This is a genomic window from Neisseria sp. N95_16, from assembly GCF_002551535.2.
Classification (GTDB): domain Bacteria; phylum Pseudomonadota; class Gammaproteobacteria; order Burkholderiales; family Neisseriaceae; genus Neisseria; species Neisseria brasiliensis.
In genome coordinates this window covers 35,658-51,046 of record NZ_PDBT02000005.1, presented here as the reverse complement: position 1 = coordinate 51,046, position 15,389 = coordinate 35,658, and the positions used below count along the sequence as shown (strand labels likewise).

At 48.0% G+C, this 15,389-nt stretch carries 11 protein-coding genes; 5 read left to right on the top strand and 6 right to left on the bottom strand.

The window, feature by feature from the left end; all coding sequences use genetic code 11:
- A partial coding sequence (locus CRG49_RS13810) for a helix-turn-helix domain-containing protein (RefSeq protein WP_157807888.1) occupies positions 1 to 171 on the bottom strand: 171 nt, incomplete at its 3' end.
- Positions 172 to 318: 147 nt separating this feature from the next.
- Between CRG49_RS13810 and mpl the strand changes: the two genes are divergently transcribed.
- The gene (gene mpl / locus CRG49_RS01675; protein ID WP_095503173.1) at positions 319 to 1,695 is read left to right on the top strand and encodes a UDP-N-acetylmuramate:L-alanyl-gamma-D-glutamyl-meso-diaminopimelate ligase; all 1,377 of its coding nucleotides are present in this window, start codon (positions 319 to 321) and stop codon (positions 1,693 to 1,695) included.
- Between the two features lie 99 nt (positions 1,696 to 1,794).
- Here the strand turns inward: mpl and CRG49_RS01670 are convergent, their stop codons facing one another.
- From CRG49_RS01670 to CRG49_RS01665, 3 genes are all read right to left on the bottom strand, one after another.
- Complete coding sequence (locus tag CRG49_RS01670) at positions 1,795 to 2,115, bottom strand: Dps family protein (protein ID WP_198511404.1); 321 nt, start codon at positions 2,113 to 2,115, stop codon at positions 1,795 to 1,797.
- Positions 2,081 to 2,260, bottom strand: coding sequence for a hypothetical protein (locus tag CRG49_RS13245; RefSeq protein WP_198511403.1), 180 nt, complete (start codon positions 2,258 to 2,260; stop codon positions 2,081 to 2,083). The genes CRG49_RS01670 and CRG49_RS13245 overlap by 35 nt, the downstream gene beginning before the upstream one ends.
- Before the next feature lie 184 nt (positions 2,261 to 2,444).
- Positions 2,445 to 3,587, bottom strand: coding sequence for an RNA-guided endonuclease TnpB family protein (locus CRG49_RS01665; RefSeq protein ID WP_095503172.1), 1,143 nt, complete (start codon positions 3,585 to 3,587; stop codon positions 2,445 to 2,447).
- Between the two features lie 44 nt (positions 3,588 to 3,631).
- Between CRG49_RS01665 and tnpA the strand changes: the two genes are divergently transcribed.
- The 3 genes from tnpA (at position 3,632) to CRG49_RS01650 (ending at position 10,860) form a co-directional block, all read left to right on the top strand.
- Positions 3,632 to 4,048: an IS200/IS605 family transposase gene (gene tnpA, locus CRG49_RS01660; protein WP_095503171.1), complete on the top strand. Its 417-nt coding sequence runs from the start codon at positions 3,632 to 3,634 to the stop codon at positions 4,046 to 4,048.
- An 89-nt stretch (positions 4,049 to 4,137) separates the two neighbouring features.
- Positions 4,138 to 10,074 (top strand): YadA-like family protein, encoded by a 5,937-nt coding sequence (locus CRG49_RS01655; RefSeq protein WP_154143179.1) that lies wholly within the window; start codon positions 4,138 to 4,140, stop codon positions 10,072 to 10,074.
- A gap of 153 nt (positions 10,075 to 10,227) precedes the next feature.
- Entirely contained in the window at positions 10,228 to 10,860 is a 633-nt protein-coding gene (locus CRG49_RS01650; RefSeq protein WP_095503169.1) for an NAD(P)H-hydrate epimerase, read from the top strand.
- A gap of 24 nt (positions 10,861 to 10,884) precedes the next feature.
- Here the strand turns inward: CRG49_RS01650 and crcB are convergent, their stop codons facing one another.
- Together crcB and CRG49_RS01640 are read right to left on the bottom strand one after the other, a co-directional pair.
- A complete protein-coding gene (gene crcB / locus CRG49_RS01645) occupies positions 10,885 to 11,256 on the bottom strand; it encodes a fluoride efflux transporter CrcB (protein WP_095503168.1) in 372 nt (123 codons plus the stop codon).
- Between the two features lie 24 nt (positions 11,257 to 11,280).
- The gene (locus CRG49_RS01640; RefSeq protein ID WP_095503167.1) at positions 11,281 to 11,958 is read right to left on the bottom strand and encodes an energy-coupling factor ABC transporter permease; all 678 of its coding nucleotides are present in this window, start codon (positions 11,956 to 11,958) and stop codon (positions 11,281 to 11,283) included.
- Between the two features lie 149 nt (positions 11,959 to 12,107).
- On the opposite strand from CRG49_RS01640, the gene CRG49_RS01635 reads away from it, so the two are divergent.
- On the top strand, positions 12,108 to 15,299 hold the full coding sequence (locus tag CRG49_RS01635; RefSeq protein WP_095503166.1) for a DNA translocase FtsK: 3,192 nt from the start codon (positions 12,108 to 12,110) through the stop codon (positions 15,297 to 15,299).
- Positions 15,300 to 15,389 lie beyond the last annotated feature (90 nt).

Here is a 15,389-nt window from a genome sequence, read left to right as displayed (position 1 = left end):
CTGTTGTGCTTTTCGGTAACAGTAGGTTCCGTTGACGGAATGCCGTCTGATTTCCCGACTGACGGTGGCGGGATGACAACCGATGTTCTGTGCGATTTGGTTTAGGGGTAGGTTGCGGTAATGTCTGGAAATGTAGTATCTTTGGTGTGAGGTCAGTTGTGTGTAGGCCATATTGCAATCTTTCTTGTCAGGAAAGGCAGTATACTACCGCATACTGGCCTTTTCTGTTATTGGAAATTGCACTTGTTAGGCGAATGTAAGGGCCTTTTAAGTCGATTTCCGCTATAATGAGTGTTTTTGAACAAGATTATTTGCATCATGAAACACATCCACATTATCGGCATCGGCGGCACCTTTATGGGCGGCGTGGCAGCCATTGCCAAAGAAGCAGGTTTTCAAGTCAGCGGCTGCGATGCCAAAATGTATCCGCCGATGAGTACCCAGCTGGAAGCCTTGGGCATTGCCGTACATGAAGGCTTTGATGCCGCCCAGCTGGATGAGTTTCAAGCCGATGTGTATGTGATTGGTAATGTCGCCAAGCGCGGCATGGACGTGGTTGAAGCCATATTAAACCGCGGCTTGCCGTATATTTCCGGCCCGCAATGGTTGGCAGAAAACGTATTGCATCATCATTGGGTTTTGGGCGTAGCCGGTACACACGGCAAAACCACCACCGCTTCCATGCTGGCCTGGGTGTTGGAATATGCAGGTTTGGCGCCGGGGTTTTTGATTGGCGGCGTACCGCAGAATTTCAGCGTGTCGGCGCGCTTGCCGCAAACCCCACGCCAAGATCCCAACAGCACATCACCATTTTTCGTGATTGAAGCCGACGAGTACGACACCGCATTTTTCGATAAACGCAGCAAATTCGTACATTACCGACCGCGCACCGCCATCTTAAACAATCTCGAATTTGACCATGCCGATATTTTTGCCGACTTGGGTGCGATTCAAACCCAATTTCACCATTTGGTACGCACCGTACCTTCAGACGGCCTGATTGTGGCCAACGGCCGCGAAGAAAGCATCCACGAAACCTTAGACAAAGGCTGCTGGACACCGGTCGAGCTCTTCGGCAACCAAGCCGGCTGGCAAATCGGCGAAGCAGACGGGCAGGGCGGCTTTGACGTCTTTTTCAAAGGCGAACACGTCGGCCATATCGCTTGGGCATTATTGGGTGAACACAACCGCCTGAACGCACTGGCTGTAATCGCCGCTGCACGTCATGTCGGTGTAGATATTCAGACGGCCTGCGAAGCCTTAGGCCAATTCCAAAACGTGAAACGCCGCATGGAAATCAAAGGAACAATCAACGGCATAACCGTTTACGACGATTTCGCCCACCATCCGACCGCGATTGGTACCACCGTGGCCGGTTTGCGCCAAAAAGTCGGCAGCGCCCGCATCTTGGCCGTATTGGAACCACGCTCCAATACCATGAAACTCGGCACCATGAAAGCCGCGCTGCCCGAAAGCCTGCGCCAAGCAGACCAAGTATTCTGCTATGCCGGAGGCGTGGATTGGGATGTGGCCGAAGCCTTAGCATCATTGGGCGATAAATTGCATGTCGGCCAAGATTTTGAGGCTTTTGTGGCCGAAATTGCCAAACAGGCGCAAAGCGGTGATCAAATTTTAGTTATGAGCAACGGCGGCTTCGGCGGCATTCATTCTAAGCTGCTTGAAGCCTTGAAATAATACAAAGGCCGTCTGATATCTTTCAGACGGCCTTTTATTGATAGTAAAAACAATATTTTATTTACATCATTTCTTCACGCCTAAAAAAGCGTTATATATTCAAATCAACTTCTCTTGCGCTTTCACATAGCCGGTAATCAAATCCGCCGTGCCCTCGTCACCGGCTTCATCTGCCGCTGCAATCACAGAACGCTGCTCCTCAATCAGCTCTTGTAAGCCACCGACCAAACCTTCAACACATTCGCAGCCGTCGAATACATTTTTATCTTCTTTGATAGAAGCATGTTTGATGAAATCACTGTAAGTATGCAACGGCGTACCCGCAAGAGTCAAAATACGCTCGGCAATTTCATCAATCTGCAATTGCAACTCGGTGTAAAGCTCTTCAAATTTGGTATGCAGCGAGAAAAAAATGCTCACCTTTAACATTCCAATGATAGCCGCGCACATTTTGATAAAACACATGATAGCTCGACAATAAAGCATTCAGCTTCTCACTGATTGGCGCAGCCTCACTTTGTTCCAGGCCGATTTGATTGGTTTTCTCTTTTTTTGCTTTAGCCATGATGATTTCCTTTGATCAATATGGTTGACGTCCTTCCCTCCCTGAAGGGAGGGAATTCCTACGGCGATTTGTGAACGGCATTGAGCCATTCACAAATCGCTTCGGTGGGTTTCTGCTGCTGACCGCCTTACTGCACGGTTCACTTCACAGACGCTACGGGCACGTCCTGCCCTGAAACTTCATTTTACTTTTGCGCTGCCAAAATCTCTTGACCGCGCTTTAACACATTGATTGCACCCACAATATCCGCATTGTTTTGATAGCCACATTGCACACATTCAAAGTTTGCCTGTGTTTGACGGTTATCTTTGGCAGTATGTCCGCAAGCTGGGCAACAACGACTGGTATTTTGTGGCGGAACAGCCACCAAATGCCCACCGCGCCACAACAGCTTATAGTCCAACTGACGGCGAAACTCAAACCAAGACTGGTCTAAAATCGCACGGTTTAAGCTTGATTTGGCAGCAACGTTTTTTCCATGCTGCACGGCGTTGCCTTTAGCGGATTTGGACATATTCGCCACCTGCAAATCTTCCACATACACAATCGCGTGGTTTTGGCTGATTGCGCTGCTGATTTGGTGCAGGTAGTTTTTACGGATATTGCTGATTTTGTGGTGCAAACGGCTGATTTTTGCTTTCAGTTTCTGCCAGTTTTTGCTGAATTTGGTTTTGTGTTTGAACTGTTTTTGCAGTTTTGCTAGTTTGCCTTTCAACGTTTTGAATGCGTTGATTGGCTCAAAAAACTGACCATTGGACAATGTTGCAAATTTGGCAACACCCATATCAATCCCAGTTTCGCCACCGTTTGGCTGCGCGATTTCCTGCTCGGTTTCGGTTTGCATAGATACAAACCATTTACCGCATTTTTGCGATACGGTTACGTTTTTCAGGCTGCCTGAAACGTGTCGGCTGTTGCGATAGCGCACCCAACCGATTTTGGGCAAATAGATACGATTATTTTGCTGCTCCAATTTACAGCCTTGCGGAAAGCGGAAACTGTCTTTTTCGCCTTTGCGTTTGAATTTGGGGAAATCTGCGCGTTTGGCAAAGAAGTTTTTGAATGCGCTTTCCAAGTCTTTCAAACTTTGCTGCAAAACTTGGCTGTGGCAGTCTTTTAGCCAGTCTAATTCTCGTTTCCATTCAGGCAGCAAATTTGCGATTTTGGTGTAGCTAAATTTGAACGAATTATCTTGTTGATATTGTTCGTTTTGATACGCCAAAGCACGATTGAATACGAAACGCGAACAACCGCAAAATTGTTTCATTTTGCGGATTTGCTCGCCGTTTGGCATCAGTTCAAATTTGAATGTTTTGAGTATTAACATGATTTCATGGATAATGGAATTTTTAGCAATTTTACACTTGGTCTATGGAAAAAGAAACTGATTTAAGACGTGGTCGGCACGTTGTTTTTAATCTTCATGTACATTTGGTATTTGTCGCAAAATATCGCCGAAAAGTGTTCACAAAAGAAATTTTGGACGATATGCGCGGTATTTTTGAGAGCGTCTGCACCGATTTTGAAGCGCAACTGGTGGAATTTGACGGCGAAGATGACCATGTTCATTTACTTGTGAACTATCCGCCCAAAGTGTCTATTTCAAAACTGGTGAACAGCTTGAAAGGTGTATCTAGCCGCATGATTAGACAGAAAAATTATCCAAGCATCAAACAAAAATTATGGGGCGGTGCGTTGTGGTCGCCGTCTTATTTTGCAGGTAGCTGTGGTGGTGCGCCGATTACGATTATTCGGCAGTATATTGAACAGCAGAAAACGCCTGATTAACTGAATATCAACGGTTTTAGGACTGCTACGCAGTCCGCGCCTTATATCTCCGCCGTGAACGGCGAAGTTTTACGGCGCAGCCTGATAAAGTGGTTTTTAACGAAGTCACTAGAACATGGACTGCTGTTGCAGAGATCTCAACTTCAAAAGGAAAAAGTTCTAAATCATCAGTTGCAGTAGCTGCGGCTGCCTTGTTGGCTATGAGCTTATCCGCACCTGCAATGGCAGCACAATCCAAGCCGGGCGCTCGACAGGGCGACCTTTCGGATCTGAAAAACAATACCATTATTAATTATCACTACAAAGAGGGCTTGGCGATTGGTCGTGCAATTGCTAAGGGTCACTCGCAATCAATCGCCATCGGTCCAGATAGCTTCAGTGCGACTGATGAGCGTGCAGCTAAAGCTACTGGCCATGGCAGTGTGGCAATCGGTTCACAAGTAACTGCATCTGGCGATAAAGCAGTGGCAATTGGTGGTACCGCCAATGCAGCAGCCAAAAATTCTGTTGCGATTGGTGCAGAAGCAACCGTAGGCCGTATTGCTGATGAAAACGGTGAAGTTGGTCAAGAAGGTATTGCCATTGGTAAAAATGCAATTGCTTCAGTAGATAAAGCAGTTGTCATTGGTTCAAATACTAATGCTCAAAATCAAACCGGTGCTGTTATTATTGGTTCAGGAGCATCAACAGCCCAAGGCCGAGGAAATAATGGTTACTCTGGAACCAGACATGAAACCTATCATTTTCATTACAACAACCCTTACACATCATTCAAAAAACTAGAAGATGGAGTTGCTGATGCAAACAATAAATTACTAGCTTCTTCAGTTGTTGCTGTAGGTCAGAAGTCACATGCAGAATATGGCGGTGTTGCTATTGGTGATTCGGCAAGAGTGGAAAGCAAATTTGAACGTGGCTTAGGTGTGGCGATTGGCGCATCTGCAACATCGCGTGCAGGCGGTGTGGTAGTTGGTGCGGCAGCTGAAACCCAAGGCGTTAACGCGGTGGCAGTTGGTCGTCAAGCTGTAGCAGTAGGCGGGGGCTCACAAGCTTATGGCGTGGGTTCGGCAGCTGTTGGTAATAAATCATTGGCTATGGGTCATTCGTCTACCTCTGTGGGTGAGCGTTCCATTGCTATTGGTACATCAACTGGGAATTCGACAGAAAAGTATGACGCCAATACTAATACCGAATCTTATGGTGTAGATTCTATTGCAATTGGCTCTAATGCAAAAACGGGTGTTAAAGATCAAACAAACCAAGGTACTAATGCCATTGCTATCGGTAAAGGCGCACAAGCCACTGCTGTAGATTCTATCTCTATCGGTACTGGTAACTTAGTAAATGCTGAAAATGCGGGTGCGATTGGTGATCTATCTATCGTTTCTGGTGCAGGCTCTTATACTTTGGGTAATGACAACGCTGTTGGCTCAAGTTCAGCCAATACTGGCGCGTTTGGTAACAATAACCAAATCGGTGCAACTGCCACTTATGATGACAACGGTAAATTACAACTTGCTAATGGCTTAGCAGACACTGTTGATGCAACCGGCTCACGTGTAGTAGGTAACAATAATGCCATTACTTCTAAAGATACTTATGTATTGGGTAGCGGCATCAATACTGGTGGAGATGGTAAAACTCGATTGGGTGAAACCGTTGCTAACTCAGTGTATTTAGGTAATGACAGCTCGGTCACTGCAGGTGCAGGCTCTGTTACAGAACAGGGCAAAGGTACGCTATTTAACGCATCGAAAAACGCTACTGCGGCAGGAGCGACCACTACCGGCGGTGCAACCGGCACAGTAAGCACAGCTAAAGTGAATGGCATCAGCTACAGTACTTTTGCTGGTCAAACAGCCGTGGGCGCCGTTTCAGTTGGTGCTGCTGGCGCAGAGCGCCGTATTCAAAACGTTGCAGCCGGTGAAATCTCATCTACCTCGACTGATGCGATTAACGGTAGCCAACTTTACCTTACTCAAGATCGTTTAGGTAATGTTGCTAAGGCAGTTGTAAATAACTTTGGTGGTAATGCAGCCTTAAATCCTGATAAACAAGGCGATATTACGTTTACCAATATTGGTGATACTGGTAAAAATAATATTCACGATGCCATTAAAGCTGCCAAATCTACGGTAGCTGCTGGTACGAATGTGACTGATGTTGTTGCTACAGGTAATGCGGATGGTTCCAAAACTTATACTGTTAATGCCAATGGCACAACTGTGAGCAATGGTTCTGAGGCTGTAACAGTTCTCGCCGGTAAAAAAGATAAGCAGAACGTGACCGATTACAAAGTTGATTTGTCACAAGCTTCTAAGGATTCTTTGGCCAAAGCGGATACTGCTGTCCAAGAATTGACTACTTCGGTGAACGGAAACAATGTTGAAACTTTGAATCAAAGTAACAAGGACATTGGTTTTGTAAACGGCACTGGTACAACTGCACGTGCTTCAGGCTCTGACATTACCTTTGATGTGAATAAGAGCGGTTTGACAACCGATGAAGCAGGTAAAGTTACCGCGAATACTGCAGGTGATAATTTTGCAACTGCAGCAGATGTTGCCAATGCTATTAATGAGGCAGCTGAGCGCACTGAAAAAACTACTACAGTGGTAAACGGCAGCAATACTCATGTTCAATCTAAAGTTGATGGTAACAACACTGAATACACCGTTAGTGCAGACAAAGCTACGGTATCAGTAAGCGATGCATTGAAGAAAACAGAAACGTCTGTTACAGATGCGACTACAAAAGCAGTGACCACGGATTACGCACTGGATTTGTCTGATGCAACTAAAGCACAAATCGCCAAAAAAGAAAGCGTTGTAGCCGGTGATAACGTAACCGTCACCGAAGATGGCACCAACGACACAGGTGGCAAAAAGTATAAAGTCGCATTGAAAAATAACCTAAACTTAGGCAACACTGGTTCTGTAACCACAGGCAACACCACCATCAACAACGATGGCTTAAAAGTTGGCGATGTTACCGTAACCAACGCCCCTGTTACTGTAAACGGCACTACTGTTAATAACATCAATGATTCCATCAACCAAACTGCAATTCAAGCATTTAAACCACTAACCTTTGCAGGCGACAGTGGTAATAATGTTACTCGTAAGTTGGGTGAAACCGTTAATGTTAAAGGTGGTGTAACTGATGCCACTAAGCTTTCAGATGGCAACATTGGCGTGGTAGCTAATGGTAGTGACACTTTGGATATCAAATTAGCCAAAGATATCACGGTTGACAGTGTTAAAGCAGGGAATACCACCATCAACAACAATGGTATAACCATCACAGATGGTCCAACCATTACCAAAGAGAAAGTGGATGTTGCGGGTAATAAAATCACCAATGTGAAAGCAGGTGAAAAACCAACTGATGCGGTCAACGTAAGTCAGTTGGAAAAAGCCCAAAAAGCAGCGACTACCAAAGTTGAAGGTGATCAAGGTGTAACTGTTACCCATGAAGTAAGTAAAGAGGACGGCAGCACCACTTACACCGTGGCGGCTAAAACCGACGGTGTGACCACCAAAGTTGATAAAGCAGGCAATATTGCCGCTGTAACCAGCGACATTACTGCGGACGACAAAGGTGTTTCTAGCGCAACGACCCCGACTGCATTGGCCACCGCAGGTGACGTAGCCGAAGCCATTAACGCTTCAGGCTTCAACGTTAAATCAGGCGGTAACAAAGCTGAAGGTGACGAAGCCGAAGCAACCTTGATCAATCCGGGTGAAGAAGTTGAGTTCAACGCAGGTAAGAACCTGACTGTTAAACGCGTAGGTAACGTATTTACTTACGCCACGGCAGATGATGTAGCGTTCAATACCGTTACAGCAACTACAGTGACTACTGGTGACACCGCCCTGAATTCAGACGGCCTGACCATTAACAATGGTCCGAGCGTAACGAAGACAGGTATTGATGCAGCTGGCACCCAAATCACCAATGTGAAAGCAGGTGAAAAACCAACCGATGCGGTCAACGTAAGTCAGTTGGAAAAAGCCCAAAAAGCAGCGACTACCAAAGTTGAAGGTGACCAAGGTGTAACTGTTACCCATGAAGTAAGTAAAGAGGACGGCAGCACCACTTACACCGTGGCTGCTAAAACCGACGGTGTGACCACCAAAGTTGATGAAGCAGGCAATATTGCCGCTGTAACCAGCGACATTACTGCAGACGACAAAGGTGTTTCTAGCGCAACGACCCCGACTGCATTGGCCACCGCAGGTGACGTAGCAGAAGCCATCAACAATTCTGGCTTTACTTTGACCGCTCAAGGTGAAAATGGCTCATTGGTAAAACCGGGTTCAACAGTTGATATGAAAAATACTGATGGCAATATCGTGATCAGTAAATCAGCTGATAGTAATGATGTTGTTTACAATCTTGCTAAAAACATTACCGTTGACAGCGTTAAAGCCGGTGATACCACCATCAGTAATGAGGGTGTTAAGAACGGTGACACCAGCCTGACTAAAGATGGCATTACCATCAATAACGGTACAGCAGGTAAACCTGTTACATTGACCAAAGATGGCTTAGACAACGGTGGTAATAAAATCACCAATGTGAAAGCTGGCAAGGCCGATACCGATGCAGTCAACGTTAGTCAGCTGAAAGCAGCTCAAGCTGCGGCGACTACTAAGGTTGGAGGTGATCAGGGTGTAACTGTTACTCCTAAAGTAAGCCAACAGGACGGCAGCACCACTTACACCGTTGCAGCCAAAACCGACGGTGTAACCACTGAAGTTGATACTAACGGCAACATTGCCGCCATCACTGGTGACATCACTACTGACGGTAAAGGCAATGCCAGCACGACCATGCCTAATGCGCTGGCGACTGCCCAAACGGTGACCGATGCCATCAATAACTCTGGCTTTACTGCTAAAGCAAACGGTGATACAGGTGAATTCATCAGCTCAGGTGATGAAGTGAACTTCGTTGATGGTAAAAACATCACCATTAAACGTGACGGTGCTAACTTTACCGTTGCCACTAAAGACGATGTTGATTTCAACACCGTTACAGCCAAGACGGTAACCACTGGTGACAGTACCCTGAATTCAGACGGCCTAACCATTAATAATGGCCCGAGCGTAACGAAGACAGGTATTGATGCCGCTGATAAAAAGATCACCAACGTAGCAGCCGGTAAGGTTGCCGCAGACAGCAAAGATGCGGTCAATGGCAGCCAGCTCTATGCTACAGCCAACAGCGTTGCCAACCATTTGGGTGGCGGCTCGACTGTGAATGCAGATGGTACGGTAAGCGCCCCTAGCTATACCTTGACCAATCCTGCAGATGGCAGCACAACTGCGGTGAATAATGTCGGCGATGCGATTAGTGGTTTGGACAAAGCCGTGAATCAGCCGCTTACCTTTGCTGGTGACAGTGGTGACAATGTTAACCGCAAGCTGGGTCAAACCGTGAATGTGAAAGGCGGCGTAACCGATACTGCCAAGCTTTCAGACGGCAACATCGGTGTGGTAGCCAATGGTAGCGATACCTTGGAAGTGAAATTGGCTAAAGATGTGAATCTGGGTCAAGAAGGTTCACTGACTACCGGTAATACCGTGGTTAACAACAACGGTGTGACCATTGCCGCGCCAACTGAAGCCAATCCGCAAAATACCGTGAGCATCAGCCCGATCGGCCTGAATAACGGTGGTAATACCATTACCAACGTGGCACCGGGTAAAAACGGTACCGATGCGGTCAACGTGAATCAGTTGGTTGGTATGGGTAATCAGTTGCAACAAAACATTGACAATGTCGGCAAGAAAGCTTATGCCGGTGTGGCTGGTGCGATTGCCCAAAGCTCAATTCCGCAGGTAACCCGTCCGGGTGCGACCGGCTTGGGTATCGGTGGTGGTCACTACGGTGGCGAATCTGCTATGGCCATCGGTGTATCTTCGATGAGCGATGGTGGCAACTGGATTATCAAAGGTAACTTCTCAACCAATACCGGCGGCCATGTGGGCGTGGGTGCAGGTGCGTTGTACCAATGGTAATCTAATCGAGCCTTAGCTTGAATCAAGGCCGTCTGAAACTGGATGTTTCAGACGGCCTTTTTATTGATTGATATAAATGGGCGCATGAAAGTAAGCGATTTCGCTGTGATAAGACTATAATTTTATGATGACTATTCTGAATCGGACGCGGATATGAAAATTTACAATGCCAAAGAAATGCGTGCCGCCGAGCAAGCCGCGGTGGATAAAGGCACATCATTTGAGCAGTTGATGGAAAACGCGGGGCAAGCGGCGGCAGCGGATATTTTGCAGCATTGTGCTGGTCGGCAAAAAGTATTGATTGTGTGTGGCAAAGGTAATAATGGCGGTGATGGATTGGTGATTGCACGCGTGTTGCAGCGGCATGGCTGGCAAGTGGATATTGCCTTGGTCTGCGGCAATACATTATCGGATTTATCAGAACTTAATCGCCGACGTTTAAAAGGGTTGTCAGGCATCACTTTTTTAGATGAAGAAGATTTATTAGGCCGTCTGAAAACAAGAAATGCTTATGATGTGGTGATTGACGGTATATTCGGCACTGGTTTCAGCGGGAATTTGCCGCGAAATATCGTTGCTGTCTGCCAAGCACTAAATGCTTCAGACGGCCTCAAAATTGCTTTGGATATGCCCACAGGTTTAAACGGCGATACGGCTGAATGCGATGAACACACTTTTTGCGCCGACATGACTTACGCTTTTGGCGCATACAAGCCCGCGCATATGAATGAAACTGCGCAGGCATTTTGTGGAGAAGTGGTGTGCTTGGAAATTGGAATAGATTAATTTAACTATAGGCCGTCTGAACGTTCAGACGGCCTTAAACATTTGTGCCAGCCACATGCCTAAAGCCGTCAGCACAAAAGAGCCGAAAACGTGCAAGGTCGCTGCGCCAAAAGCCGCGCCCCAACGCTGTGCCTGCATAAGCTGAACCATTTCCAACGAAAAGCTGGAAAATGTCGTCAAGCTGCCGAGAAAGCCGGTAATCAGCAGCAGCTTCCATTGCGGATGTTGCACCAATTCGGCGCAAATGCCGATAAGCAGTGCGCCGACCCAGTTTGCCGCCAAAGTGCCGAAAGCAAATGAAGTGGTGATATGGGCAAAATAAAGGCCGAACAGCCAGCGGATACCGGCACCAAATGCAGCGCCAATAGCAATCGGCAGAAAAGAAGCGGGAGACATATGGTTCCTTAAGGCCGTCTGAAGCTACCAAATTTGATTGCTTGATTTTAAATAGCGGTTGTCGTCGAAAGTATTGAGCCATTGCGGCCGTAACGCCACAAAAATCGCAGTGGTGATGCCGCTTAAAAAGGCTTCCGCCCAAGCAATCAGAATAAAAACGGGCAGGGCGGTGGACCACAATACTTCGCTAGGAAAGGCTGCAGCCCAATCCAAAACTGTGACCAACACCAAGCCGGTAAACAAGATGCTGGCTGCCGAGCCGATAAAGCCGTTGACGAAAATAAAAATAAACAGATTGGCCGGCAACATATTCACCAAGCGGCGAAATAAAATATTGATGGCCAGAGGCGGTAGTAATAGCGCCAAAGCATTGATAGGGTACACCTGCCAATCACCGCCAAACAGCCATACATAAGAAAAAAGCAGCAATGCGCCCAACCAAAAAGCCGCTGGTGTGCCAATCATGAGTGCCACTAAATTCATTGCCAAAAGGTGATAGCTCATGCCGGCAAGTTGGCCGTCATCAGGTGTCGCGCTCAAAAGCCATGCTGTGGTCAAAATCAAAATAGCCAAGGTCACGGCCGAGCGATGTGCGGCAATAGCTTTGAAAGCAGGTTTGGCACACGCCGCTAGCAAGGCAGCCAAGATGAGCCATGCCGCAATCAAAGCAGCAGATGAAAACCATTCGGCTTGAAAAATCATAAGGAATACGCGCTCAATATTTTCAGACGGCCTTATTATACGCCGAATCGTTAAAATATTGCGCCGATAGCGGTTTTACTTATTCTTTTTAATGCGGAAACACGATAAAATAACCGCCTTTGTAGTTGAATCGGATATTAAGGTTTCCTATGTTGTGGACGGTGTTGATTTTCCTTCTGTTGTGCGCTATCGGCGGATTGTTGTGGTTCCATTACCAACAAGACCAACAATGGCGGCAGGAGCTTGGCCGCATGGAAAAAGGCGAAGGCGATGACTTAGCCGAATTGGCACAATACGCCGAAAATCCTGAAGAAGCGCAAGCGGCACACAAGTTCGGCCATCAAGCCAAAGCTGCTTACAGCAGAACCGTCGCCCGTTTGCGTCTGTTGGCGGCGCAACGCCACAGTGCCAAATCAGCAGATAATCAAACGCAAGAATTAGATTATGTGGATGATTCTTCTGCTTTTTCCGAGCAGTCTTACCATGAAGCCGAATTGGCGCAAGCTCAAGAAGAAGCAGAATTTCAGCGTGAGTTTCAGCAACATACCTATCAAAAAGTCAATAAACCCGTGCAGCCGTTGGAGGAGGTGCAAGAATTTATCCGTCCTGCGCGCGCGTCCAAACGCTTGTCTGCCGTGCCTGATCCGGTGATTGCGCCGTTTGAAGAAACCGATATTCCCGAATATGTGCCGCGCAAGGTGCAGGGCGCAGCTTTTGAAGAAATCACTTTGGAAGATGCCACCCGTTCGTTAAGCGAAGCCGTGTTACAGGAAATAACGGAGCAAAAAAACGTTAAAAAACAAGTATTCTCTGAAGAGCAATCGGTTCAGACGGCCTCATTCCAGCCGTCACGCCGTCCGCGCCAAGATTTAGAAGTGATTGATTTCGATGATCCGGCTTTGCGCCGCACTCGCGAGCGTGTGTTGGCACAAGTGGAGGAAATCCACATCAATCCGGCGCAAAAGCCGCGCATTGAATCGGCGCAAAATGCTTTGCGTACAGTGGAGCGTGAAACCATTCCGGTCAAAGACATTCCGAGCCGTTGGGATGAAATTGACGTGGAAAAAATCCACTCAAATCTGGCGCGCCAAACCGCCGCCCGCAGCCGCTTGGCCGCTGCGGTTGCGCCGATTCAAGATTATCAGCCGACCATTATTCAAGATGATGAAATTTTAGCGAACCTGTCGCAAAGCACTTCGCCGCTCAATCGCCGCGTGCAGCCAATTCGCCGCATCGATACCCGTACGCGTGAAAGCGTGATTCCTGATTCGGTGGTGGTTGAGAAAAGCAGCGCAGTGGTGCAACCTGCCAAACCGGCGCCGAAAGCATCGCGTTTCCAAAATAACGAAGCCTTTATCTCGCGCCCGCCTGCGCCGAATGCGACGGTAGTCGAGCCGCCTGTCGTGCCGAAAGTAGATCCTGTGCCGGTGAATATTCCCGAGCCGCCAGCGTTCAAAGAGCCGCCTGCCGTGACCTTGCCGGAAGTGTCGGTCAATGCGCATGTAAGCAACCGCCCGTTGCGTTCGCTGCAAGACTTTTTAATCAGTGAAACCGAAGAAATCATCACCGAGCCGAAACCTGCCGTTCAGACGGCCTTGGATGAGGCAACCGTATCCGTGTTTGAGCAGCGTGGACATTCAGTTGAACATGAGTCTATGTTGTCTGAACACTTGTACGATGATGCGGCGAATTCGGATGAATACGCAGCGGCGCAAGATGGGCGTTATGATGAAGAGCCATCTTTAGCCGACCAATGGCCTGAAGAAAATGATGAGCTTGCCGCGCCTGTATCTGCTGAAGCCCCCCATGCCATCAGCCAACCAGCGCCTGCGCTTCAGCAAGCAGTGGTAATGCCGTCTGAAATGAATCTGCCGAGCGTAGATTTATTGTTGCCGCCGCAATTCGACCCGACAGCGACGCAAACCGAAGAAGCCTTAATTGAAAACGGCATCATCATTGAAGACAAACTGGCTGAATTTAAAGTCAAGGTTAAGGTGGTGGATTCTTATTCGGGCCCGGTGATTACGCGCTACGAAATCGAGCCGGATGTCGGCGTGCGCGGCAGCGCGGTGATTAATTTGGAAAAAGATCTGGCACGCTCTTTGGGCGTGGCTTCTATCCGTGTGGTCGAAACCATTCCGGGTAAAACCTGCATGGGCTTGGAATTGCCGAACCCGCGTCGCCAAATGATACGCTTAAGTGAAATTTTCAATTCACCGGTGTTTACCGAATCAGAATCCAAGCTGACTTTGGCCTTGGGGCAAGACATTACGGGTGAACCGGTCATTACCGATTTGGCCAAAGCGCCGCACTTACTGGTGGCCGGTACCACCGGTTCCGGCAAATCGGTGGGCGTGAACGCGATGATTCTGTCGATGCTCTTTAAAGCCTCGCCGGAAGATGTGCGTATGATTATGATTGACCCGAAAATGCTGGAATTGAGCATTTACGAAGGCATTCCGCATCTGCTCGCGCCTGTGGTGACCGACATGAAGCTGGCTGCCAATGCGCTCAATTGGTGCGTCAACGAAATGGAAAAACGTTACCGCCTGATGAGCCATGCCGGCGTGCGGAATTTGGCCGGTTTCAACCAAAAAATTGCCGAAGCCGCAGCGCGTGGCGAGAAAATCGTCAACCCGTTTACGCTCACGCCGGATAATCCGGAGTATTTGGAAAAGCTGCCGTTTATCGTGGTGGTAGTGGATGAGTTTGCCGATTTGATGATGACGGCCGGTAAGAAAATCGAAGAATTGATTGCCCGCTTGGCGCAGAAAGCCCGTGCTGCGGGTATCCATTTGATTTTGGCCACCCAGCGCCCGAGCGTGGACGTGATTACCGGTTTGATTAAAGCCAATATCCCGACCCGCATCGCGTTTCAGGTTTCCAGCAAAATCGACAGCCGCACCATTCTTGACCAAATGGGCGCGGAAAATCTGTTAGGCCAAGGCGATATGCTGTATTTGCCGCCGGGAACCAGCTATCCGCAGCGTGTTCACGGCGCGTTTGCTTCCGATGACGAAGTGCACCGCGTGGTGGAATACTTGAAACAATTCGGCGAACCGGATTACGTTGAAGAAATTCTGAGCGGTGGCATGACCGAGGATTTACCGGGCATGGGCAACCGCAGCGACAGCGACCAAGACCCGATGTATGACGAAGCTATTGCCTATGTGGTGAAAACGCGTAAAGCCAGCATTTCCGGTGTGCAGCGTCAATTGCGTATCGGCTACAACCGAGCCGCCCGCTTAGTAGAACAAATGGAAGCCGACGGCATTGTGTCATCGGCAGAAGCCAACGGCAACCGCACCGTATTGGCACCAAGTAGCAGTCATTTGGACTAAGGTTTAGATTCAATCGAGGCCGTCTGAAAATATTTGATTTAAATATTTTCAGACGGCCTTATTTTATGGGGTGGTTTATAATGAGAATGT